We start from the raw sequence: 22,581 nt of genomic DNA, 5'->3' as shown, positions 1-22,581 counted from the left end.
TGCGATTATATAATGCTATTTTTTCATATGGTATAATTTAAATAAAATATATTTTAGATAGTTTAGAAGTTTTCCTTAGTGCTGCGGGAGGGGGAGTCTACGATGAAAAGAATAGTGGCATTGTGTATATTAATGACTCTTACCCTTACTTTAATGGGCAGTTCGCAAGCAGCAATGGGCGGTATTCAACTGAAGAATTACCCGCACAATTCTCTTCTTCACCAATCCCTAGTTCTCCAATCTCCAAGTTTAATCGGAAGTATTATTATCCTTCCGTTTGATCCTTTCGATGAGCTTAAAGCAGCTGAGATTATCGAAAGGGTTGACCATTTACCTTATTTTCTATTGAAAAAAATAGCCAAAGAAGATATTAAACTGAAGCTCTTTGTCGGCAAATTAACGGACAATCCAACGGCACAGTATTTATCCGGGATGATTCCGAGGGGGTACAAAAGTCAAACTACTTGGGATGATGTTCCAGGAATAGGCGGGTCAAAAACTGTTTTAGTTAAGATAGGTTTTAGCGAAAAAGGAAAGGGGCACGGCTCTGTGAATTTAGAGCTGCATGAGCTTGCCCATTCGATTGATAAATATGTTTATAACAGTATTCGCTACAATCAAAAATTTCTTTCTGTCTGGAAGCTTGAAAGTGCAAAATTATTTCCTAATCAAGACTATTTTTTAACATTTCCAGAGGAGTATTTTGCAGAAGCCTTTGCTTATTATTATCTGGATAGCGATACAAATGAACTATTAAAAGATAAAGCACCGGAAACCTATCATTTTATCAAAAATTTAAATTAGGAAAAAATGTTGGTTTGTTATAGAATAATAACCATGTATGAATAGAAAAGGTTGGATGTAAATGAAACAATATTTAGAGCTTTGCAGGCACGTGCTCGAACATGGAGTCAAAAAAGAAGACAGAACTGGAACAGGGACAATCAGTACATTTGGCTATCAAATGCGCTTTAACCTTCAGGATGGGTTCCCGGTCATAACAACAAAAAAACTGCACTTAAAATCCATTATTCATGAGTTGCTCTGGTTTTTACAAGGGGATACAAATATTAAATATCTCCAGGATAACGGGGTTAGAATTTGGAATGAATGGGCCGATGAGGAAGGCAATTTAGGACCTGTCTACGGTTATCAATGGAGATCATGGACAGGAGCAGACGGCAATACAATAGATCAGATCAGCGAATTAATCCATCTATTAAAGACAAATCCTGATTCTAGACGGATGATTGTGAATGCATGGAATGTTGGAGATATTGAGAATATGGCGCTTCCTCCGTGCCATTGCATGTTCCAATTCTATGTAGCTGACGGGAAACTATCTTGTCAGCTTTACCAAAGATCAGCCGATGTGTTCTTAGGGGTGCCATTTAATATCGCTTCCTATGCCCTTCTTACCCTCATGATTGCACAGGTATGTGACTTGGAGCCAGGAGAATTCATTCATACCTTTGGGGACACTCATATTTATTTAAATCATTTAGATCAAGTGAAACTGCAGCTAACCCGCGAGCCAATGGCATTGCCGAAAATGAAAATCAATCCTGAAGTGGAGGATATTTTCTCATTTAAGTTTGAGGATTTTGAATTAGTCAATTATGAGGCCCATCCTCATATTAAGGGGGAGGTAAGTGTATGATTTCTTTAATATGGGCAATGGACGAGAATCAAGTCATCGGCAAGAATAATCAGCTGCCATGGCATCTTCCAGAAGACTTGAAATTCTTCAAAAGGACAACAATAGGACATCCGATTGCGATGGGGAGAAAAACGATGGATTCAATTGGAAAGCCTCTTCCCGGAAGAGAGAATATTGTAATAACACGCAACCATGATTTCACAAAAGAAGGCGTTATGATATTCCGCTCAGTTGAAGAATTTATTCAATATAGCAATAAAAAGGAAGAAGAAATATTTGTGATTGGCGGTGCTGAAATATTTAAAGTATTTCTTCCCGTTGCAGATCGTCTTTATATAACCCGGATTCACGCACAATTTGAAGGGGATACGTTTTTTCCAGAACTGAAGATGGAAGAATGGGAGCTGCTTACGAAGGAAAAAGGCATCAAGGATGAGAAAAATCCATACGACTACGACTTTGAAATTTATGACAGAAAATAGAAAAGACTCCTGCGCGGAGTCTTTTTCTACTAACCATTAGGGTTGACTAAATAGTCCGTCAACTTTTTGACCATTGCCTGAAATTCCGTAGGGTCACAAAACTCATCAGCGGAGAAATTACTTTTAACCCATTGAATGAGCTCGTGGGGAGTATTGAAAAATTCCCCGCTTGAATCACTTTTCCTTATCATGTACCGCCCGTTATCCTCATCTAATGTTACTTCTACAGGCAATGCACAATCAAGACTGCATAACGAAAACTCCATTTGCCCCACCCCCTATTAATCATACAAAATTATCGTTTCATCTAAACATTTCAGCTAATCAGCGACAATCGATTTCTTCCTAATGTTAGAAAAATTTACTTTGCATATTATATGATAAATTCTTAGATTGCTATTCAATTAATATCGGAAAAATAAAAAAATTTAATTTATATGGGTTGAAATCAAGTATACAAGTGGTATAATAGAAAAATTAAATCGAAATAAGTGAGGGTGACAATATGGAACAGAAAGTTTTAAAGAAAAAATGGGTGCAACTGGAGGATATTCTTATTGCATACCAACAACTGAAGGATATCGTCGCCCATACCCCGTTGCAAAGAAATGAGCGTCTTTCTGAAAAATATGAGTGTAATGTGTTTTTGAAAAGGGAAGATTTGCAGCATATCCGATCATTTAAGCTTAGAGGTGCTTATTATGCAGTTAAGTCATTGGGTGAAGAAGAAACAAAAAATGGCGTTGTGTGTGCAAGTGCGGGCAATCATGCTCAAGGTGTAGCATACGCATGCAGACATCTAGGTGTTCAAGGGAAAATATTTATGCCGACAACGACACCGCGTCAAAAGGTAAGCCAAGTTGAAATGTTCGGCCGAGGCTTTGTTGATATTATACTAGTTGGTGATACATTTGATGATTCTTATGCTGAAGCCAATAAATGTGCTGAAGAAGAAAATCGGACCTTTATCCATCCTTTTGACGATGAAAGGGTCATATCAGGACAAGGGACTGTGGCAGTTGAAATATTGAATGACAGTGAGGAGCCAATCGATTTTGTCTTTGCTAGTATTGGCGGGGGCGGATTAATGTCAGGGCTAAGTACTTACATAAAAAGTATTTCCCCCAAGACGAAAATGATTGGTGTTGAGCCTGAAGGTGCAGCATCGATGAACGAATCCATAAAGAATAAAACTGTAACTCTACTAGAAGATATTGATAAATTTGTTGACGGAGCTGCAGTCAAAGGTGTCGGAGAAAAAACTTTTGACATTTGCGAAGAATTTGTTGATGATATTCTACTCGTGCCTGAAGGGAAAGTATGCACAACGATCTTGGAATTATATAATGAACATGCGATTATTGCAGAGCCTGCGGGTGCTTTGCCAATTGCTTCACTTGATTTTTATAAAGAGAAAATTAAAGGGAAGAATATTGTTTGTGTCATTAGCGGAGGTAATAATGATTTCGGCAGAATGCAGGAAATGAAGGAAAGATCCCTCTTGTATGAAGGACTTTTATATTACTTTATTGTTAATTTTCCACAGCGTGCGGGTGCATTGCGCGAGTTCCTTGATGAAGTGCTTGGACCTAATGATGATATCACAAGATTTGAATATACAAAAAAGAATAATAAGGATAATGGCCCGGCTTTAGTAGGCATTGAGCTGCAGAATAAAGAGGATTACCCTGGTTTAATCCAAAGAATGAATAAAAAAGGTTTTGCCTATACAGACATTAATAAAGACAGTAATCTTTTCCATTTACTTGTTTAAAATAGCATCCAATATTATAATGAAAATGGTAAACAGATTTATAAGCTATTATAGTGACAAGAAGGTAAAGCGTTTTGTGAACTAAATATGAACTTTCTTGATCTTTTACCACAAGCGTTGTTAAAAGCACTATAATTGAATTTAGGTTTATCAGTAAGTTATTTTGAGGAGGATGTTTATGCTTTCAAACATCGGAGTTCCTGGATTAATTCTAATTCTTGTTTTGGCATTAATTATATTTGGCCCAAAAAAATTACCTGAGATCGGCCGTGCTTTTGGTCAAACACTTAGGGAATTTAAGAAGTCTACTCGTGATTTAACAAGTGACGTGATGGAAGAATTAGAGGATGACAAGAAAAAAACGCTTAAATAAGATGGCAAGATGAATGTCTTGCCTTTTTTTCGTCTTTTTGCCGTTATTCCAAACATAGTATTTTCAGGAGAAGAAAATGGAAGATAAAGAACTGAACTTAGTTGAGCATTTGGATGAATTAAGGAAAAGGTTAATTATAACCATAGCAGCCTTTTTAGTTTTCTTTGTAGCAGGTTTCATGTATGTGGAAGAAATTTATCATTGGTTTGTCCGCGACCTTGATGTGAAACTTATTGTACTTGGTCCAAGTGATATTATCTGGGTTTACTTTATGATTGCATCTGTTGTTGCCATTGCAGCGACAATCCCGGTTTTAGCTTTGCAAATTTGGCTATTTGTTAAACCAGCTTTAAGTCCGGCAGAAAGAAGAATTTCACTCTCATATATTCCTGCATTATTTATTTTATTTATCGTTGGTCTTTGTTTCGGCTATTTTGTTATTTTCCCGACAGTGTTGGGCTTTCTTGTTGATTTAGGTGGGCAGATGCTGGAAACGAATTTCACTGCGGAAAAGTATTTCCGGTTTATTATGAATATGACCATGCCATTCGGAGTACTGTTTGAATTGCCGGTTGTAGTCATGTTCTTGACATCACTAGGAATACTTAACCCATATGCCCTTGCAAAAATTCGAAAATATGCATACTTTATTCTTATTGTTATTGCCATTGTTATTTCCCCGCCTGACTTTATGTCAGATTTCCTTGTAGCCATTCCGTTATTATTCTTATATGAAATTAGCATCAACTTATCAAAAATTGTCTATAAGCGCAAATTAAAGAAGGAACAGCAATGGGAAGAACAGAATGATTACGAACCTTTAGACGAAAATTAATGGGTCTGAAGTAATTTTACGGGCATTTGAAGAAAAATTATGCGAAAAAATATTTTCATATACACATATTTAGACACCTTTCGAGAGCAAAATTCATGTATAATATAGTCAAACGGGTAAAAAAGAGGATTGATATTTTGCTATTTAAAAGCCTGGAGTTCAAAAATGCTGTTGGACAGAAGGTTAAGATTACGGAAATTCCTGTATTAGAGAGAAATAGCCCATTTTACTTCATGATTCAAGTCCGTTTGCAAACTTTCATGACATCCCTATATAAGGATTCCAAGAAAGTTATGAAGAATCACTCTTTTCGAGAGTATTTAAAAAGAGTTTTAAAATGGCCAGTGTATGAGGAGCTATTTAAGACTCCAGAATTAAAAAATAACGCTTGAACTATTTTTGAGTATCGGCTTAGCAGCAGGTACTCTTTTTATTTTGCAAAAAAAACCTAAGCGACTATCGCTTAGGTTGAGATTAGCTTGGAAATGGGGTAGGGGTAGGTTCCGCATATCCTTCTTTGTACTTATCATCAATGTATTGGCGAATCTCTTTTATCGATTTTCCATCTTTGTATTGAATAATGCTTTCAGCAGCTGTTTCTAAACAAACGCCGCAGCGTGTCCCATGGTCATCCCAGACAACTTCACCAGATTGTTTATTTTCATATACAAAACAATCATAATTATCCATATGACCTCCTGATTCTCCGCATCCGCAATAACATGGAATCGCCTCTAATAAATCCTTGTGCTGGGCAGCTGCCCCGTATATGATTTGCATTTGCTCGGGCTTTTCATTCAGAAAATCCGGAAGCACTTCATTAGATTTTGTCAATTCGCGCAAGTCTCCATTTTCTGCATGGAAAGTATGAACACTCTCATCCTTATTTGAACCGGCAGATTCTTCTATTTTGGATGAGCAGGCTGATAAAAGGCTAAAGATGCCGAAAACTGTCAGGAAATAAGCAAATAATTTAATCCTCATCAAATCACCTGAATTCTACTTATTTTAATCCCTACTACTATAACATAATTTATTGAAAAATATAAAAATGATCCCCATGGTTCATTGATTTGTCATATATAATAGGTAGTAGTACGCGAATGTTGTAACTTTTACTAGACTTTAAAGGAATTATGATTGTCTTTGTCGAAAAGATTACTTGGTTGAGAATATTAGGATTCGGGGACTGATTTATGAAGGATCATATAAATAACTTACCTTTGTCCAGAAAAGTTTTTCTATTCTCGTTTATTATAAGTTTAATTCTAGTTTCTATTACAGCTGGAATAAGTTTAATCCTACAAACAAACCAGATGGAAAAGCAGATGAAATATCGGGTTGTTGAAATGTCAACATTATGGAGTACGACTTTCAATGCGAAGGATATTAAAAGGATAAATGATGATAGAAATACAGAACATCCTATATTTCAAAATTTTACTGAAAAGCTGTCACTTGTAAATGAGAAGGCACCTAATACAAATGCCATTCTTCTATCAACGGATGTTATGAATGAGGATGAAATTTTTATTCTGGCCACTTCCAAAAGCCATAAAAAGATCGGGCTTCTCCCATTTTCTTATCATGAGGCGGTTAAGGTGTACTTAGACGGTTATAAGAAAGCTATTTCGTCAAAAAAAGTCATAGCTACTGAAGTGTACGAGGATAAATATGGAACTTGGATATCAGCTTTTGTTCCAATTCTAAAAGATAATGTGGTTGCCGGTGTTATCAGCTTTGATATAAACGCACACCTTATCAGGGAATACCGAAATAAGATGTCAGCCTATTTAATTGCCCTCTTGCTTCTGATGACAGTCAGTGGTTATTTAATATTAAAAAGAGGCTTGAAAAAAGTATTGTATCCGGTTAATGAAATAATCGTAGGCTTTAATGAAGTAAGCAATGGAAATTTCAATGTGAAATTAAAGTCTCCAAACCAAGCTGATTTGGGTATTTTAGCCGAACGATTTAATAATATGACGAGTCAGCTATCCTTGCTTTTTGATCGTTTATCTGCCACCTCTGTGGAGTTTGGAACGACTCATAAAAATGCTGTTTCCATGCACAGATTTGAAGAAGCTATAGATGAAATGGAACAAATCTTACATAAAACAAAAATTCTGCGAGAACTTCAAAGAGCAGAAAAAATGAATGCAATTGGGCAGCTTGCAGCCTCTGTTGCCCATGAAATAAGAAATCCTATGACGGTTGTCAAAGGATTCCTGCAAATCTTTTTGGCTAAAGATCAAATGAGCGATGAAGAGCGTATGTATATTCGATTAATGATAGAAGAAATGAGTCGTGCCGAAACGATTATCAATGACTATCTTTCTTTAGCAAAGCCAGATATTGAACATACCGAAAAGGTGGATGCAGCCGAAACAGCTTCAAAGGTACTGGACCTGATGAATTCATATGCCATGATGTCAAAAAATATTATGGTCGTTCCTACTTTGAATGAAGGGGTTTTTATTCAAGGGAATATTAGCGAGCTAAAGCAAGTACTGATTAATATTTTAAAGAACGGAATCGAAGCTATGAAGGTCGGAGGTACATTAAGTATTTCGGTTTATAAGGATGAAAAGTATGGAGTTTTTGAAATAAGTGATACAGGAATTGGAATGAGTGCGGAAGAACTAGAACGGTTAGGGACGGCATTTTATTCATTAAAGGAGAAAGGAACAGGAATCGGATTAATGGTCTGTTACCAAATCATCGAAAGAATGAAAGGGAAAATTGAAGTGCAAAGTCAAAATGGGAAGGGAACAACCTTCAAGATTTTTATTCCTTTAGTGGATGATCATGCAGAATAACAATAAGTACTCCTAGCAATTGATCCTACCCTGAAAATTGGATGTTTCTTTCTAATTATTCAAGCTATGTGAATATGATAAATAGCAGGGGGATTCATGATGGGGATGAAAAATGTCCTTATATTTAGCGATTATGGGATTGATGATATTGTAGCAATGTTATTTGCTTATTTTTGCCAGGAAATTAATATTGTTGGGATAGTTGCAAATTATGGAAATGTGTCAAGAAAAGATGCGATTCGAAATGCGGCTTACTTGCAGGAAGTAACAGGTATTAAAAATATCCCTATTTTTGGAGGGGCTGAATTGCCGCTAACAGGTGAAATGCCTGAATATGTTCCAGAGGTGCACGGACTTGAAGGGCTAGGTCCCATAGTGCCTAATCTCGATGTAAATGAAAATTTATTTGAAAATTTTTATGAGGTAAAATTTCTGATTGACAAGTACAAACATAACATCACGATTGTCAATATTGGCAGAATATCCTCTTTGGCAACAGCTTTCATATTGTCCCCGCGAATAATGGAACAGGTAAATGATTATTACATTATGGGCGGGGCCTTTTATGTTCCTGGGAATGTGACGCCAACTGCTGAGGCTAATTTTTTTGGTGATCCATATGCTGCAAGAATTCTCATAAATAATTCACATAAGAAAATTCATCTTTTTCCTTTAGATGTAACAATGTCTGCTATTATTACACCAGCTATTATTGATTCGCTTCACCAATATTACCTTTCAACTAATAATAAAATAGGCCTTTTAGTAAAACCAATGGTCGATTATTATTATTCCTTCTACCAAAAATCTAACCCAGGCATTAGCGGAAGTCCTTTACATGATGTTTTATCTCTGTGGGCATTACTGGAAAGCTCAGAAATTAAATATGCAGAGGTACCTATTCAAGTAGTTGTTGAAAAAGGGATTGCATTTGGGCAAAGCATCGGAGATTTTCGGAAGAAGCCTGATTTACAATCAAAAGATTATAAAATTCATAAGGTTGCTGTTCAGTTTAACTATTCAGCATTTATTAAATCATTCTATGACATAATGAGAACACCAGTAGATGGAATTCTTGAAAAATAAAATGGAATCTGCATAATGTCACAGGTTTGCCATATTTTTTTCTTTCTTCTTTCTCTTCTGTCTGCTAGAATAGGTTCGAATATATAGAGGAGCGGATACAGAAATGAAATCTAGAGTCATGACAATCATCATATCGATCTTAACAATCTTTCTTCTGTCGGCTTGTGGCAATGGTGAAATAAAAGATGCCAAAAACTGGCCAGTTGCCGATTTTACTTTTACAGATCAAAATAATAAATCCCTTGGACTATCCGATTTAAATGGAAAGGTTTGGGTAGCTGATTTTATCTACACGAACTGTCCTGATGTTTGCTTACCAATGACTTTTAATATGGCTAAGCTGCAGGACTTGGCGAAGAAAGAGAAAATCGAGAATATCGAGTTTGTTTCCTTCAGTGTAGATCCGGAAATCGATACCCCAGAGGTTTTAACGAAGTATGCGGGTAATTTTGACGTGGATTTTAATAATTGGCACTTTTTAACTGGCTATAAACAAGAGGAAATTGAGAAATTCGCCATGGATAATTTTAAAACTATTGTTAAAAAGCCTGAAAATAACCCTGATGTTATTCATCAGACATATTTTTATTTAGTTAATCAAGAGGGGAAGATCATGAAATTATATTCCGGCCTTGAAGACATCCCTTTTGAAGAAATTATTAATGACATTAAGACTTTACAATAGACCTTTCATAGGTCTGTTTTTTTTGTCATGAATATAGATGAACGTGTTATAATAATCAATACGGTAAATAAACGTACCCCCACCTCAAGGATTTCTACGATTTTAAAAAGGCGGGTGATTACATGAGATTCATATTCCCCATGTTCATTATGAGCATACTAATTCTTGCTTCATGCAATATTCATTCCTCTTCGGAAATTGGTAAACTAAATCAAGCAAAACAAACCGTCCTGACGGCAAAAAATATGCCGGCTGAGGATTTTATTCCCCATGACATCACAATTGTTTCTGCTGGAGACTCACTAACTGAAGGTGTAGGGGACAGTACAAATAGAGGTGGCTATATTCCATACTTAAAAGTAAAATTAGAGGAAGATAAGGGAATAAGTGATGCTCATTTTTATAATTTTGGTGTCAAAGGCAATCGTTCAGATCAGCTCTTAAAAAGACTAGATTCAAATAAGATAAAGACTGCAATTGGAGAAGCAGATATCGTCATTGTAACAATAGGCGGAAATGATATGATGAAGGTCGTCCATGAAAACTTTTCAAGTTTAAATTTGAAGGCCTTTCAAAAACAAAATCAACTATTTAAAGATAATTTGGATGATACGCTCTTCAAGATTCGAAAGGAAAACCCTAGTAGCCTTGTTGTTTTGGTTGGATTATATAATCCGTTCTTTACTTGGTTTGCTAATATTAATGAAATTAATGAGATTGTTGATGAATGGAATACTGAGAGTAAAGAAATCCTTGAAAAATATCCAAATACGTTTTTTGTAGAAATTGATGATCTTTTTCAAAAGAATGCGGAGGATTTACTCTTTACAGATTATTTCCATCCAAATGATAAAGGCTATGAACTTATTGCTGGCCGTGTTTATGATAAGTTGAAAGAAGAAGCTTTAACTAAGCTATCAGAATGATTTTACACAGTGGGGAATGGAGAGAATTGAAATTGAAGGAACAGAAATGGAAAAAACTCTTTTTCCTTTTACTGGTGATTAACATAATGGTCATCGCGGTGTTATTGGCGGTTGTCAATTCTCCTGTTGAAGATGATCATTATTCACCACAAAACATTGATTTAAATGCACATGTGCCATTTAGAATTCAAACTGATAAGGCAGACTTAAATCAAGTAATCAACCATTATCTTGATAAGGAAGGATTAACGGGGCCAATTGATTACCAAATTTTCTTAGATAATGAAGTTGAGTTATATGGGTCTGTTCCAGTATTTAGTCAAGAAATACAAATGAAGCTTACATTTGAACCGATTGCTTTAGATAATGGGGATATTCTTCTACAGCAGAAGTCAATATCAGTCGGTCAGCTTCAATTGCCAGTATCTTATGTTTTAAAGTTTGTAAAGGAGAAATATAAAGTGCCCAATTGGGTTACCATACAGCCAAACGAGGAAAGAATCTATGTTTCATTACAAACAATGAAATTGAAAAGCGATATTCATGTAAAGGTTGATGAATTCGATTTGAAAAATGATGATATTCGTTTCACGCTGCTCGTACCGATCAAGTAATAATAATCGATCAAAAAGTATAATGCAAAGGCAGGTCTACCTTTGCATTATGCTTTTTTAATTTTTAACGATGACAACTTCAAGTCCGGGTTCGCTCGTAATGGAACCAACGATAAGGATGGAATATGCCTTGTTGGGCTTTAATTGTAGTTGTGGAATTGGCAGGGCAATATTAGAGGACCCAGCAATTCTTGCTTCGAGGTCCACTGTCGCAGGAGTCAGTCTAATATAGCTTGTATGTTTACGGAAGGATATATTAGAAAAGATAACATCTCTATCCTTAACAGCGATATCTAAGGCAGGTGCATCCGGAGAAAGATGAATGAATCTAATCTTTGTTTCACCTCTAGGCACACGTGGGTCGTCCTCTAGGGCAAGCCACTTTAGATTCTTTACATGCCCAGAAGGAATTAAGGTATAATGTTTTCCATGCTCAATCGTTACTTTTCGGCTAAGGACGGTCGAAACCATATTGCCTGTTGGATAAATATCAATTTGATGTTTGCCTGCAGGCAAAGAAAGGTAATTACTTACTTCTTTATGGGAGAAATCCTTTAATATCCGAATGCCATCAATATAGATATCTACATTAGGGGCATCAATGGAAGCATGGATGAAACGCACTCTTCCTAGAACGTTTCTATCTTGTTGGTTGGGCAATATATGAGTACGCATCATTTGAGCTGCCATATTCATATAGTGCAAATGCTTCTGATAATAAGCAATGTGGTTGGAAGGATTTATATATTTATAATAATTTGCAAGCAGGTCATAATAACTAGCCTTTTGTAAAAAATCATGATAATTTTGATTTCGAGACATACCCCTCGCTCCTATCTAGATGTGTATACGTCAATAACTTATGCGAAAGGGCATAGGTTGGTGTCATCTCCTTGTTATTTAACAATCATTTAGGCATAACCAATTTTGGATGCAAAAACACTTTACAAATGGTTAGAAGTTCCATATAATAAATTTAATTAGATGAAAGGCGGGTGAAGTGCAATGACAAAATTATTAATTGTAAGCAATCTCATTGTTTCTAATATTTGCACAGCCCAATCTAATTCTGTTTAATGTGATAGGAATGTTCTTTTTCTATGCTTATTAAACCATGGGCTGTGGTGCCTATGGTTTTTTTATATTTTATTTGCATGGAGGAAGAAAACTTGAATTTAAATTTAATTGGTTTTAATGATTTTTTTGAAAAGGAATTTGAAGCATACAAAATAGAGGGCTATTCAGTAGGACGCGTTTCACTTGAACATAAAAGAATGTATCGGGTTTGGACGGAGGAAGGCGAATTATTGTGTGAAGTGGCTGGAAAGTTTGCTTATATGGCAGCTTCTAGAGAAGATTACCCTGCAGTTGGAGATTGGGTCGTTTTGAAAGCTCGTCATGATGAAGGTCGTGGCACCATTCATAAGGTGCTGCCAAGAAAAAGTAAATTTTCAAGAAAAGCAGCCGGTGAAAATACAGAAGAGCAAATTGTCGCTACGAATGTGGATACAATCTTTCTTGTAAATTCTTTAAATGATGATTTAAATTTACGCAGAATCGAAAGATATTTGCTTTTATCATGGGAAAGCGGTGCAAATCCAGTTATTGTTTTAACGAAAGCTGATTTATGTGATGATCTTGAAGGAAAGTTTTCTGAAGTAGAAGGTATTGCAATGGGTGTACCGATTGTTTCGGTTAGTGTGCTGGAGGAAAAAGGAATTGAAGGTCTAAAGCCTTATCTTCTCCCAGGAAAATCTATTGCACTGCTCGGCTCATCAGGTGTTGGAAAATCAACCTTAACGAATTATCTGTTAGGTGATGAAAAGCAAAAGGTACAGGATATTCGTGAAGATGATGATAAGGGACGGCATACGACAACCCACCGAGAGTTAGTTCTGCTGCCAGGTGGAACAGTGTTAATCGATACCCCGGGAATGAGGGAGCTTCAGCTTTGGGAAAGTGCTGATGGATTGTTGGAAAGCTTTACAGATGTTGAAGAGATAGCAGAGCAATGTAAGTATCGGGACTGCAGCCATACTCGAGAGCCGGGATGTGCTGTTGCACTTGCTATTAATAATGGTTTGCTCGATAGCAATCGTCTTGCGAGCTATAAAAAGCTGCAACGGGAATTGGCTTATTTAGAAAGAAAACAAGATCAGCGGGCACAGCTGGAAGAGAAGAAACGCTGGAAAAGCATAAACATAAGCATGAAAAATTCAAAAAAGAAAATGTATTAATGGTTAGTGAATGAGATCTCAGTTTATGAGGTCTCTTTTGCATATTGGAGGAAATTCTTTTATTCTTATGTGTAACTTTGAAAAAATAGGCAAATACCCGTACAGGTCAAGCTCCCAATTCATAAGGTAATATGGAAAAATGCCTTAAAAAAGATGAGGAGTGAAGGAATATGTATTATGGAAGTGGCTTTGGTGCAGATCCTTGCTATCCTGGAACCGGATATCCAGTAGCAGGTGCCTTTGAACCTGGTTATCCTGGTTATGGATATCCAGTAGGGGGTGCCTTTGCTGGACCAGTAGGCGGATGTGGCTTTGGAGGCGGTTTTGCCTTAATTGTTGTATTGTTTATTCTATTAATCATCATCGGTGCCAGCTGTTTTAGTTTTTGTTAAGACATCTAATATATTCAAGACTGTCTTCGGATTCGGAGCGGTCTTTTTTTATTTTACCTCCCTGTTTCTATCTGCCTATTTTATTTTCGTTTTCTCCATGAAAGATTCAAACATTCTTCTCATATAATCTAGTATTGTCCTAAACGTAAGAATTTGCTTTCTCAAGTGGATGGAGGGGGAGGGCTTATGAATAAGTCCAATTTAATTAAACCAGTGCTGGAGAATGAATATCCAGTGATTGATTATGGCAAAGGAATATACTTATACGATCAAGATGGGAAGGAATATTTGGATGCATCATCTGGTGCCATTACAGCAAATATCGGTCATGGGGTAAAGGAAATTATTGATGCCATGCATGAGCAGGCTAAACGGGTTTCATTTGTCTATCGGTCACAGTTTACGAGTAATGCAGCCGAAAATCTTGCACGAAAAATTGCGGAGCAAACAATTGGAGACTTAAACTGGTGTTTTTTTGTAAATAGCGGTTCAGAGGCAACGGAGACAGCAATGAAAATTGCTATTCAATATTGGCAAGAAAAGGGAAGCCACACAAAGACAAAGGTATTATCAAGATGGATGAGCTATCATGGGATTACTTTAGGAGCCTTATCCATGTCGGGGCATACAGGCAGAAGGGCAAGATTTATTCCGCTTCTTGAAGATTTTCCGGTTATTCATCCTCCCTATTGTTATCGCTGTCCATATAATCGAGAGGCGCCAGACTGCGGGTATGTTTGTGCACATGAGCTTGATACAGTGATAAAACGTATAGGCGCCGAACATATTGCAGCCTTTATTGCTGAACCGATCATTGGAGCTTCTGGTGCTGCTATTACCCCTCCAAAAGGCTATTATCAGGTCATTAAAGAAATTTGTGATAGAAACGGGATTCTTTTTATTGCGGATGAAGTGATGACCGGCTTTGGCAGAACGGGTGCTATGTTAGCCTGTGAGCATTGGGGCATCGAGCCAGATATTGTTGCATTAGGAAAAGGAATGGGTGCCGGGTATGCCCCAATTGCAGCTGCGTTAGTAAGCGAACGGGTGATGGAGCCCATCCTCTCTGGTTCAAAAATCGTCATGAGCGGACATACTTTAAGTGCAAACCCCCAGTCATGTGCAGTTTCCCTAGCTGTTCTTGAATACTTAGATAAAAACGAAATTATTAAAGAGGTTGATCAAAAGGGTAATTACTTAATAGAAAAACTTGCTAAATTACAAGAAAAGTTCCCGTTTATTGGAGATATTCGTGGAAAAGGGCTTATGATCGGGTTGGAATTTGTCCAAAATCTAGAAGATAAAACGCCTTTCCCGCGATCCCTTCTATTTACGCAAAAATTAATCCAGCTTGCGCAAATTTATGGGTTGATTATCTATCCGGCAGGTGCAGGCATTGATGGAATGAATGGGGATGCCGTTTTAATTGCACCTCCTCTTACGATTACTTTCCAAGAAATAGATGAATTACTAAAGCGTTTACAAATCACTTTTGAATCGTTTGCTGAACAATATTTATCAACTGAGGAGGGGGCAAGTAATGGATAATTCCTTCAAAAAAATAATTTCGATCGAAGCAGCATTAGAGTATTTCACTGATGGAATGACCATCTTGTATGGCGGATTCGGAGGAATAGGCTCTCCTCCAACGATTATCGATGGGATTCTAGAGAAGGGAATAAGAAATCTTACATTGATTGGGAATGATACTGGATTTCCTCATATTGGGATAGGTAAAATTGTTAGCCAAGGGAGAGCTCGGAAAATTATTGCTTCTCATATTGGATCAAATCCAGTTGCTGGACAATTAATGACAGAAGGAAAACTAGAGGTTGAATTTTCTCCACAAGGAATTCTTGCAGAGAGAATAAGAGCTGGTGGAGTGGGATTAGGTGGAATTCTATCAGATATTGGGATGGATAATGAAATGGTATCCAGCAATAAGCAGAAAATCATTATCGGCAATAAACAATATCTAGTCGAAACAGCATTAACCGGTGATGTATCCATCGTATTTGCAAAGAAAGCCGACTCGTTCGGAAATCTCATCTACGATAAAAGTGCACGTAATACAAATCCCCTTGTCGCAATGGCAGGAGACATAACCATTGCCGAGGTGGAGGAAATTGTCCCTGTTGGAAGCCTAGATCCAGATGAAGTGGTAACACCAGGAGTTTTTGTTGATTATATTGTTCCTTCTAAAGGGGTGAATTGGAAATGGGCATGGGAATAGATATTCGCAATAGAATTGCTAAGCGTGCAGCAGAGGAGATTAAAGATGGAATGGTCGTGAATCTAGGTATTGGCATTCCATCCCTTGTCCCTAATTATTTGCCTGAACAAATGAACGTTATTTTTCATGCGGAAAATGGCATCACTGGTATGGGGCCAAGCCCAATAAAAGGGGAGGAGGATGAGAATCTTTGTAATGCTGGCGGGTTTCCAGTAACAGTTATCGAAGGTGCCTCCTTTTGTGATAGTGCTATTTCCTTTGGCATGATCAGGCGAGGAAGAGTGGATATGACCATCTTAGGATCACTAGAAGTAAGCGAAAAAGGCGATTTAGCCAATTGGATCGTTCCTGGTAAGAAGGTCCCTGGAATGGGCGGGGCAATGGAACTCGCCCAAAAGGCCAAAATAGTTATTGTTGTAATGAGTCATACGGATAAGCATGGAAAAGCGAAAATAGTGAAGAAATGCTCCCTTCCATTAACCTCTTCAAGCTGTGTTAACATCATTATTACAGAGATGGCTGCCTTTCAAGTGACGGCAGAGGGGCTAGTGTTAACCGAAATATTCTCACCATATACAATTAATGAAATAAAAGCAAAAACTGGCTGTGAATTTCAAATAAGCGATCACCTTAGATTCATAGATTAACATTAACAAGCAGAATTTGGTAGCATAGAGAGGAGCGGTGGGATGCAAGGAGGAATAAAGGAATGGCTGAACAGGAATCGAAAAAAAGGGATATATCTTCTTCAAAGACTTGTCCAGGAAGGCAGCATTCGCGGAAATGAAAGCAGAGCTCAGGCGATCATCATTGAAAAGTGCAGAGAGCTCGGTCTTCAAGTTGATATTTGGGAAATAGGCGATGAACAGGTAATTAATCACCCCAAATTCTGTTCTGATCGAAAGGATTTTACAGGAAATCCAAATGTGATTGGGGTCCTTAAAGGATCTGGCGGAGGAAGGTCACTCATATTAAATGGACATATCGATGTAGTTCCAGAGGGGGACCGGAATGATTGGATTCATGACCCTTTTAGTGGCCACATCGAAAATGGAAAATTATATGGCAGAGGATCGACTGATATGAAAGGGGGCTCTGTGGCACTGCTTCTCGCTATAGAGGCCATCATCAATCTTGAGATACAGCTTAAAGGGGATGTAATTTTTCAAAGTGTCATTGAAGAAGAAAGCGGGGGGGCTGGAACTCTGGCAGCTGTGTTAAGAGGGTACCAGGCAGATGGTGCCATTATCCCTGAGCCGACAAATATGAAGCTGTTTCCAAAACAGCAAGGATCCATGTGGTTTCGCATCACAGTAAAAGGACGTTCAGCCCATGGTGGAACTAGATATGAAGGAGTAAGTGCGATAGAGAAAATGGTGCTTGTCATTCATAAATTACAAGAATTGGAGAAAAGAAGAAATGAGAAAATATTAGACCCCCTTTATCAGCATATACCAATCCCAATTCCTATTAATATTGGAAAAATTCACAGCGGAGAATGGCCATCCTCTGTCCCTGATATTGCGATCATTGAAGGAAGAATGGGTGTTGCCCCTCATGAACAAATGGAGGATGCTGAGAAGGAGCTGGCAGATGCCTTAGAGGAATTGGTTAAGAAAGACCAGTGGCTAAATGAAAATCGGCCAAAAGTTGAGTGGTTTGGCGGCAGATGGCTGCCAGGAAATTTAGATGAAAATCATCCTCTAATGGAAACAATTTCGGAAGCATTTGAACAAGTAAAAACGACAATGCCGATTATTGAGGCATCTCCATGGGGAACAGATGGCGGAATCCTTTCGGTTGTAGGTAACACGCCTGTCGTTGTATTTGGTCCAGGGGTCACCGCGGCTGCCCATGATGTAAATGAGTATATTTCCATTGACGAAATGTTTGAAGCTGCGGAAATCATTGCCTTATCGATCATTAATTGGTGTGGGGTTTACGAGGAAATGGCATAAAAAATTTATTTTAAAGGGGCCGGAGGCGGGGCCCCTTTTTAGAAATGAGGAATGTATTATGGAATCAATTGCTGAAGTGCAATTGATTAAAAATGAAAATTATACGATGAAGGTGTATATTGATTTGTTTAATAAACGAATTCGTGTAGACGATATATATGGAGATATTTTACAAGTAATGGCGAAAGCTGAAGAAATGGCAAAAGAGCTGCAAGTGGAAAAATTGATTCTGAAGGGAAGAAGAGAACAATTCCCCTTGCTGATTATGTATGGTTATTCGTGTGAAGCGATGATTGACCGCTATTTTCTGGGCTCTGATATGTTTTTTTTCTGCAAATATTATACAACTGAGAGAAGGACAAGCGCTCAATGGCTAATAGAAGATTCCATTACAGAAAACGTCATTAAGCTTGAACAATACTTAAAATCAGTGAAGCCGCCACAGGAATATATACTTAAGAAGCTAAGCCCAGAAGATGCAAAAACACTTGCAGCACTTTATCAAGAAGTGTTTCAAATTTATCCAACACCCCTTAATGATCCAAATTATATTATTGAAACGATGAAAGAAGGAACAATCTATTATGGCTTCCTGTTCAATGGCAAAATTGTAAGTGCCGCCTCGGCTGAAGTGAATGACTTTTACAAAAATGCAGAATTAACCGATTGTGCGACATTGCCTCAACATCGAAAGCATGGTCTCATGAAAATTTTATTAGAAAAGCTTGAAATTGAATTGAAAGCGAATGGGGTGTACTGTGCCTATTCGATTGCAAGGGCATTATCATTCGGAATGAATGCAGCACTTCATCAGCTTGGTTACTGCTATAGGGGCAGGCTTACAAATAATTGCTATATTTTCGACAAGCTTGAGGATATGAATGTATGGGTAAAGGACCTTTCTCTAAATAGATGAATTTCATATGATTCTCAGGTGTTGTAAATTGTAAATGCCAAATTTTCGGCAGCAAAATGACTAATTTTAGGCACATGCTCATATATATTAGCGGGGAGGGGATGAGGATCACTGAAATACATGTGAAATCAAGAGAGGTTCTCTCTGCAATATTGAACGGAATAGATGAGGGAATTCATGTAGTAGATATAGACGGGAAGACGATTTATTATAATGAAATTGCCGCGAAGCATGATGGAATGAATGTAGATGAAGTATTAGGAAAGCCGCTGTTAACAGCATTTCCTTCATTAACTGATCAAACAAGTACACTATTAAAAGTAATCAAAACAAATAAGTCCATTTATAATCAATCACAGTCATATGTTAATGCACATGGCCACCAAATCGATACGATAAATACAACATTGCCTATTAGAGTAAATGGGAAAACGGTTGGTGCAGTTGAAATTGCAAAAGATTATTCCAGACTAAAGCTCCTTTCTGAGAGCTTAATTGATTTACAGAAAAAGATGAAGTCTGCTGCGAAGAGTAAAAGAAAATCTTCTAGCAGCACGCAATACACACTAGATAATCTAATAACTGTGAGTCCTGAGCTTATTGAAGTTAAACATGAGGCTAAGAAGCTGGCAAAATCAGACTCTCCCATCATGGTATTTGGTGAAAGCGGCTGTGGGAAGGAGCTATTTGTACAAGGAATTCACCATGCATCATTAAGAGCCAATGGTCCATTTATTGCTCAGAACTGTGCGGCCATTCCGGAATCATTGCTGGAAAGCATTTTATTCGGTACTTCTAAAGGCAGTTATACAGGTGCTGTTGACCGTTCTGGTTTGTTTGAGCTTGCAGATGGAGGCACGCTTTTTTTAGATGAAATTCATACAATGCCTATTGAACTCCAAGCAAAGCTTCTTCGTGTTTTGGAAGATGGGCATGTGAGAAGGGTTGGAAGTACAGAGAGTACCTTTGTTGATGTTCGAATTATTGCAGCGATGAATATTCATCCTCAAAAGGCTATGGAGAGTCAGCAAATAAGGGATGATCTTTTCTATCGATTAAATGTTTTAACCTTCAGATTGCCACCATTAAGGGAAAGGAAAGAAGATATCATATATCTGCTCGATCACTTTGTTTCATTCTTTAATAAGGTATTAAAGAAAATAGTTAAAGGTGCGGACAATCAAGTTCTTGAACGATTCCTTGCCTATAAATGGCCGGGGAATGTTAGGGAATTTAAGCATGCCATTGAATACATGATGAATGTATGTGAAGAAGATTTTCTGACCACGGATGACCTCCCTGTGATGATGAAGCAAAACTACCGCACGTTGAAAATAGACGAGAAAAATCACAGCTTATCCTTAAGAGATAATTTGCAGAAGCTTGAAGAAAAGCTTATTCTGGACGCTCTTAAGAAATCAGATGGTAATGTTAAACAGGCTGCAAAGCTCTTGGAAATTCCCAGACAGACCTTACAATACAAGATGATAAAGCTCGAAATAAACAAGGTTCACCAGCTTTAACCATATCCTCAACGAATGCCGGATTATCGGCATTTTTTTCTTGTTCTCTTTGCTGAAAAATGCCCCCTCAAAAAAAAATCCATAGCTCTAAGCCTTAATAATACAGGACCTATTAAGCCAATTAGGCATAAATTGTATGAGGATTTAATAATTTGGCACAGTACTTGCATGTTTTGTTAATAAGAAATTTTTGAGGAGGAGTACGATGAAATCATTTTTATATAAGCCTGATCGCCATTGGAAGGATATTGAGCTTTGGAAAGATGTAACTGAAGAGCAATGGAACGATTGGTTATGGCAATTAACAAATACTGTTCGTACGGTTGATGATTTAAAGAAAGTTATTAATCTTACCCCTGCTGAAGAAGAAGGAGTGAGAATTTCAACTAAGACTATTCCTTTGAATATTACTCCTTACTATGCTTCATTAATGAATCCAGATGATCCCCGCTGTCCGATTCGGATGCAATCAGTACCCATTTCACATGAAATTTACAAGACGAAATATGACCTAGAGGATCCGCTCCATGAAGATGAAGACTCACCAGTTCCCGGACTAACGCATCGTTATCCAGACCGTGTTCTCTTTCTTGTGACCAATCAATGCTCCATGTATTGCCGCTATTGTACGAGACGCCGTTTTTCCGGACAGATTGGCATGGGTGTTCCTAAGAAACAGCTGGATGCAGCGATAGACTATATTAGAAATACCCCACAGGTTAGAGATGTTCTCATATCTGGCGGTGATGGGCTTTTGATTAATGATAATATATTGGAATATATTTTAAAAAACCTGCGCAAAATTGATCATGTTGAAATTATTCGAATTGGAACAAGAGCGCCTGTCGTGTTTCCACAAAGAATTACCGAAAACCTCTGCAATATTTTGAAAAAATATCACCCAATCTGGCTAAATACTCATTTCAATACATCGATTGAAATAACAGAAGAATCGAAAAGGGCCTGTGAGATGCTGGCAAATGCTGGTGTACCGGTTGGAAATCAATCTGTGATACTAGCTGGAATAAATGACAGTGTACCAATTATGAAGAGACTTATGCACGACCTCGTAAAAATTAGGGTCCGTCCATATTATATTTACCAATGTGATTTGTCTGAGGGAATCGGACATTTCCGTGCACCGGTTTCAAAGGGGCTTGAGATTATTGAAGGTCTTCGAGGGCACACATCAGGTTATGCTGTTCCAACCTTTGTCGTTGATGCTCCCGGAGGCGGTGGGAAAATAGCCCTGCAGCCAAATTATTTAATATCACAAAGTGCAGATAAAGTAGTTCTCCGAAATTTTGAGGGTGTTATTACGACTTATCCAGAACCAGAGAACTATGTTCCAGGTCGCGCGGAAGGATACTTTAAGGAAGTGTATCCAGATATGGAAGAGAAGCGATCAAAGGTTGGTATTGCAGCATTAATGAATGATCAGAAATTTAACCTTGTCCCTGAAGGCTTAGTACGACTTGAGCGCCGGGAAAAATATGAGCATGATCCATCACACGTATCATTAAAAGATAAAAGAGAAAAGCGGGATCAGCTAAAAGAGAAGAAGTTCATGGCACAGCAAGTGAAGCAAAAACCTGTTGATTCAGAAATAAAAGCAATTGCGAGCGAATAGGAGGGGGGAATTTAGTGAAGGATACATGTGCCTGGTGTGCTAGTGAAAAGATTAATACCGGAAACGGGGATGTTTATTGGGAGCTGCCCGATGGTTCAAGAGCGATAAAAATTAGTGAGGTCCCAACCGTCTTTTGTCACGATTGTCAGATGGAATACCAAACAGATCAGCTAGTTAAAGAAATTGATGACCAATTGTTCCTTATCAATACGAGAGAGATCGGCCAAGAAACAACTTTTACAAATTTAATGGCGCAGCCTAGATTATTGAAAAGAAATTATTTTGATTTTTCAACGTAATTTGTGATTTATCGCAGATTAACGGGCTGTAAGATCCCCACTTCAAGAAGTTAAGTAAAAAATTCTAAGTGGGGGATCAACAGCCCGTAAAGGCCCGATTATAGGAGCACAGACTAAGATCGCCACGTCCTGTGGCAAC

General features: G+C 37.7%; 25 protein-coding genes. 22 read left to right on the top strand and 3 right to left on the bottom strand.

Annotated elements, in window-relative coordinates:
• Window positions 1–102 precede the first annotated feature (102 nt).
• From V7127_RS19425 to V7127_RS19415, 3 genes are all read left to right on the top strand, one after another.
• The gene (locus V7127_RS19425) at window positions 103–804 is read left to right on the top strand and encodes an anthrax toxin lethal factor-related metalloendopeptidase (RefSeq protein WP_335488742.1); all 702 of its coding nucleotides are present in this window, start codon (window positions 103–105) and stop codon (window positions 802–804) included.
• Between the two features lie 61 nt (window positions 805–865).
• A complete protein-coding gene (locus V7127_RS19420; RefSeq protein ID WP_335488739.1) occupies window positions 866–1,660 on the top strand; it encodes a thymidylate synthase in 795 nt (264 codons plus the stop codon).
• On the top strand, window positions 1,657–2,142 hold the full coding sequence (locus tag V7127_RS19415; RefSeq protein WP_335488736.1) for a dihydrofolate reductase: 486 nt from the start codon (window positions 1,657–1,659) through the stop codon (window positions 2,140–2,142). The genes V7127_RS19420 and V7127_RS19415 overlap by 4 nt, the downstream gene beginning before the upstream one ends.
• A gap of 29 nt (window positions 2,143–2,171) precedes the next feature.
• Here V7127_RS19415 and V7127_RS19410 read toward each other — a convergent pair whose 3' ends face one another.
• The gene (locus tag V7127_RS19410) at window positions 2,172–2,408 is read right to left on the bottom strand and encodes a hypothetical protein (protein ID WP_335348497.1); all 237 of its coding nucleotides are present in this window, start codon (window positions 2,406–2,408) and stop codon (window positions 2,172–2,174) included.
• Window positions 2,409–2,647: 239 nt separating this feature from the next.
• On the opposite strand from V7127_RS19410, the gene ilvA reads away from it, so the two are divergent.
• The 4 genes from ilvA to V7127_RS19390 all read left to right on the top strand — a co-directional run bounded on the left by ilvA (window position 2,648) and on the right by V7127_RS19390 (window position 5,516).
• Window positions 2,648–3,916 carry a threonine ammonia-lyase IlvA gene (gene ilvA, locus V7127_RS19405; RefSeq protein WP_335488733.1) on the top strand — a complete coding sequence of 423 codons (1,269 nt, stop codon included), beginning with the start codon at window positions 2,648–2,650 and terminating at the stop codon, window positions 3,914–3,916.
• Window positions 3,917–4,094: 178 nt separating this feature from the next.
• Window positions 4,095–4,289 (top strand): twin-arginine translocase TatA/TatE family subunit, encoded by a 195-nt coding sequence (locus V7127_RS19400; RefSeq protein WP_066299667.1) that lies wholly within the window; start codon window positions 4,095–4,097, stop codon window positions 4,287–4,289.
• Between the two features lie 76 nt (window positions 4,290–4,365).
• The gene (tatC, locus tag V7127_RS19395; RefSeq protein ID WP_335488730.1) at window positions 4,366–5,124 is read left to right on the top strand and encodes a twin-arginine translocase subunit TatC; all 759 of its coding nucleotides are present in this window, start codon (window positions 4,366–4,368) and stop codon (window positions 5,122–5,124) included.
• 137 nt (window positions 5,125–5,261) lie between these two features.
• Entirely contained in the window at window positions 5,262–5,516 is a 255-nt protein-coding gene (locus V7127_RS19390) for a DUF2535 family protein (RefSeq protein WP_335488800.1), read from the top strand.
• A gap of 82 nt (window positions 5,517–5,598) precedes the next feature.
• Here the strand turns inward: V7127_RS19390 and V7127_RS19385 are convergent, their stop codons facing one another.
• A complete protein-coding gene (locus V7127_RS19385; protein ID WP_335488727.1) occupies window positions 5,599–6,108 on the bottom strand; it encodes a PCYCGC motif-containing (lipo)protein in 510 nt (169 codons plus the stop codon).
• Window positions 6,109–6,440: 332 nt separating this feature from the next.
• Here V7127_RS19385 and V7127_RS19380 point away from each other — a divergent pair, with 332 nt between their 5' ends.
• The 5 genes from V7127_RS19380 (at window position 6,441) to V7127_RS19360 (ending at window position 11,254) form a co-directional block, all read left to right on the top strand.
• Window positions 6,441–7,943 carry an ATP-binding protein gene (locus tag V7127_RS19380; RefSeq protein WP_335488724.1) on the top strand — a complete coding sequence of 501 codons (1,503 nt, stop codon included), beginning with the start codon at window positions 6,441–6,443 and terminating at the stop codon, window positions 7,941–7,943.
• Window positions 7,944–8,039: 96 nt separating this feature from the next.
• Window positions 8,040–9,029 (top strand): nucleoside hydrolase, encoded by a 990-nt coding sequence (locus V7127_RS19375; protein WP_335488721.1) that lies wholly within the window; start codon window positions 8,040–8,042, stop codon window positions 9,027–9,029.
• Between the two features lie 103 nt (window positions 9,030–9,132).
• A complete protein-coding gene (locus V7127_RS19370) occupies window positions 9,133–9,714 on the top strand; it encodes an SCO family protein (protein ID WP_335488718.1) in 582 nt (193 codons plus the stop codon).
• Between the two features lie 149 nt (window positions 9,715–9,863).
• Window positions 9,864–10,640 (top strand): SGNH/GDSL hydrolase family protein, encoded by a 777-nt coding sequence (locus V7127_RS19365; protein ID WP_335488715.1) that lies wholly within the window; start codon window positions 9,864–9,866, stop codon window positions 10,638–10,640.
• Window positions 10,637–11,254, top strand: coding sequence for a YpmS family protein (locus tag V7127_RS19360; protein ID WP_335488712.1), 618 nt, complete (start codon window positions 10,637–10,639; stop codon window positions 11,252–11,254). The genes V7127_RS19365 and V7127_RS19360 overlap by 4 nt, the downstream gene beginning before the upstream one ends.
• A 57-nt stretch (window positions 11,255–11,311) precedes the next feature.
• On the opposite strand, the gene V7127_RS19355 is transcribed toward V7127_RS19360, so the two are convergent.
• Window positions 11,312–12,076: a DUF4397 domain-containing protein gene (locus V7127_RS19355; RefSeq protein WP_335488710.1), complete on the bottom strand. Its 765-nt coding sequence runs from the start codon at window positions 12,074–12,076 to the stop codon at window positions 11,312–11,314.
• A gap of 332 nt (window positions 12,077–12,408) precedes the next feature.
• On the opposite strand from V7127_RS19355, the gene rsgA reads away from it, so the two are divergent.
• The 10 genes from rsgA to V7127_RS19305 all read left to right on the top strand — a co-directional run bounded on the left by rsgA (window position 12,409) and on the right by V7127_RS19305 (window position 22,442).
• Window positions 12,409–13,491, top strand: a complete 1,083-nt coding sequence (rsgA, locus tag V7127_RS19350) for a ribosome small subunit-dependent GTPase A (RefSeq protein WP_438824037.1) — start codon at window positions 12,409–12,411, stop codon at window positions 13,489–13,491.
• Between the two features lie 170 nt (window positions 13,492–13,661).
• Window positions 13,662–13,883 carry a YjcZ family sporulation protein gene (locus tag V7127_RS19345; RefSeq protein WP_335488705.1) on the top strand — a complete coding sequence of 74 codons (222 nt, stop codon included), beginning with the start codon at window positions 13,662–13,664 and terminating at the stop codon, window positions 13,881–13,883.
• A 186-nt stretch (window positions 13,884–14,069) separates the two neighbouring features.
• Entirely contained in the window at window positions 14,070–15,431 is a 1,362-nt protein-coding gene (locus V7127_RS19340) for an aspartate aminotransferase family protein (protein ID WP_335488703.1), read from the top strand.
• A complete protein-coding gene (locus tag V7127_RS19335) occupies window positions 15,424–16,116 on the top strand; it encodes a CoA transferase subunit A (RefSeq protein ID WP_335488700.1) in 693 nt (230 codons plus the stop codon). Before V7127_RS19340 ends, V7127_RS19335 begins: the two co-directional genes overlap by 8 nt.
• Window positions 16,101–16,763: a 3-oxoacid CoA-transferase subunit B gene (locus tag V7127_RS19330; protein ID WP_335488697.1), complete on the top strand. Its 663-nt coding sequence runs from the start codon at window positions 16,101–16,103 to the stop codon at window positions 16,761–16,763. The genes V7127_RS19335 and V7127_RS19330 overlap by 16 nt, the downstream gene beginning before the upstream one ends.
• A gap of 42 nt (window positions 16,764–16,805) precedes the next feature.
• A complete protein-coding gene (locus tag V7127_RS19325; protein WP_335488694.1) occupies window positions 16,806–18,074 on the top strand; it encodes a peptidase in 1,269 nt (422 codons plus the stop codon).
• A gap of 58 nt (window positions 18,075–18,132) precedes the next feature.
• Window positions 18,133–18,990, top strand: a complete 858-nt coding sequence (ablB, locus tag V7127_RS19320) for a putative beta-lysine N-acetyltransferase (RefSeq protein ID WP_335488691.1) — start codon at window positions 18,133–18,135, stop codon at window positions 18,988–18,990.
• A 101-nt stretch (window positions 18,991–19,091) separates the two neighbouring features.
• Window positions 19,092–20,513: a sigma-54 interaction domain-containing protein gene (locus V7127_RS19315; protein ID WP_335488688.1), complete on the top strand. Its 1,422-nt coding sequence runs from the start codon at window positions 19,092–19,094 to the stop codon at window positions 20,511–20,513.
• A gap of 205 nt (window positions 20,514–20,718) precedes the next feature.
• The gene (ablA, locus tag V7127_RS19310; protein WP_335488685.1) at window positions 20,719–22,143 is read left to right on the top strand and encodes a lysine 2,3-aminomutase; all 1,425 of its coding nucleotides are present in this window, start codon (window positions 20,719–20,721) and stop codon (window positions 22,141–22,143) included.
• A 14-nt stretch (window positions 22,144–22,157) separates the two neighbouring features.
• Window positions 22,158–22,442, top strand: a complete 285-nt coding sequence (locus tag V7127_RS19305) for a YokU family protein (protein ID WP_335488682.1) — start codon at window positions 22,158–22,160, stop codon at window positions 22,440–22,442.
• Window positions 22,443–22,581 lie beyond the last annotated feature (139 nt).

The organism is Bacillus sp. JJ1773, assembly GCF_036962035.1.
Taxonomy (GTDB): Bacteria; Bacillota; Bacilli; order Bacillales; family Cytobacillaceae; genus Cytobacillus.
Note: the sequence above shows the minus strand (reverse complement) of the source record. Positions and strands in the feature narration are given on the sequence as shown.

Bases quoted from the DNA above. Each gene is read 5' to 3' on its own strand.
- V7127_RS19425 (WP_335488742.1), top strand. From the start codon at position 103: ATGAAAAGAATAGTGGCATTGTGTATATTAATGACTCTTACCCTTACT.
- V7127_RS19420 (WP_335488739.1), top strand. From the start codon at position 866: ATGAAACAATATTTAGAGCTTTGCAGGCACGTGCTCGAACATGGAGTC.
- V7127_RS19415 (WP_335488736.1), top strand. From the start codon at position 1,657: ATGATTTCTTTAATATGGGCAATGGACGAGAATCAAGTCATCGGCAAG.
- V7127_RS19410 (WP_335348497.1), bottom strand. From the start codon at position 2,408: ATGGAGTTTTCGTTATGCAGTCTTGATTGTGCATTGCCTGTAGAAGTA.
- ilvA (WP_335488733.1), top strand. From the start codon at position 2,648: ATGGAACAGAAAGTTTTAAAGAAAAAATGGGTGCAACTGGAGGATATT.
- V7127_RS19400 (WP_066299667.1), top strand. From the start codon at position 4,095: ATGCTTTCAAACATCGGAGTTCCTGGATTAATTCTAATTCTTGTTTTG.
- tatC (WP_335488730.1), top strand. From the start codon at position 4,366: ATGGAAGATAAAGAACTGAACTTAGTTGAGCATTTGGATGAATTAAGG.
- V7127_RS19385 (WP_335488727.1), bottom strand. From the start codon at position 6,108: ATGAGGATTAAATTATTTGCTTATTTCCTGACAGTTTTCGGCATCTTT.
- V7127_RS19380 (WP_335488724.1), top strand. From the start codon at position 6,441: ATGGAAAAGCAGATGAAATATCGGGTTGTTGAAATGTCAACATTATGG.
- V7127_RS19375 (WP_335488721.1), top strand. From the start codon at position 8,040: ATGATGGGGATGAAAAATGTCCTTATATTTAGCGATTATGGGATTGAT.
- V7127_RS19370 (WP_335488718.1), top strand. From the start codon at position 9,133: ATGAAATCTAGAGTCATGACAATCATCATATCGATCTTAACAATCTTT.
- V7127_RS19365 (WP_335488715.1), top strand. From the start codon at position 9,864: ATGAGCATACTAATTCTTGCTTCATGCAATATTCATTCCTCTTCGGAA.
- V7127_RS19360 (WP_335488712.1), top strand. From the start codon at position 10,637: ATGATTTTACACAGTGGGGAATGGAGAGAATTGAAATTGAAGGAACAG.
- V7127_RS19355 (WP_335488710.1), bottom strand. From the start codon at position 12,076: ATGTCTCGAAATCAAAATTATCATGATTTTTTACAAAAGGCTAGTTAT.
- rsgA (WP_438824037.1), top strand. From the start codon at position 12,409: ATGGAGGAAGAAAACTTGAATTTAAATTTAATTGGTTTTAATGATTTT.
- V7127_RS19345 (WP_335488705.1), top strand. From the start codon at position 13,662: ATGTATTATGGAAGTGGCTTTGGTGCAGATCCTTGCTATCCTGGAACC.
- V7127_RS19340 (WP_335488703.1), top strand. From the start codon at position 14,070: ATGAATAAGTCCAATTTAATTAAACCAGTGCTGGAGAATGAATATCCA.
- V7127_RS19335 (WP_335488700.1), top strand. From the start codon at position 15,424: ATGGATAATTCCTTCAAAAAAATAATTTCGATCGAAGCAGCATTAGAG.
- V7127_RS19330 (WP_335488697.1), top strand. From the start codon at position 16,101: ATGGGCATGGGAATAGATATTCGCAATAGAATTGCTAAGCGTGCAGCA.
- V7127_RS19325 (WP_335488694.1), top strand. From the start codon at position 16,806: ATGCAAGGAGGAATAAAGGAATGGCTGAACAGGAATCGAAAAAAAGGG.
- ablB (WP_335488691.1), top strand. From the start codon at position 18,133: ATGGAATCAATTGCTGAAGTGCAATTGATTAAAAATGAAAATTATACG.
- V7127_RS19315 (WP_335488688.1), top strand. From the start codon at position 19,092: ATGAGGATCACTGAAATACATGTGAAATCAAGAGAGGTTCTCTCTGCA.
- ablA (WP_335488685.1), top strand. From the start codon at position 20,719: ATGAAATCATTTTTATATAAGCCTGATCGCCATTGGAAGGATATTGAG.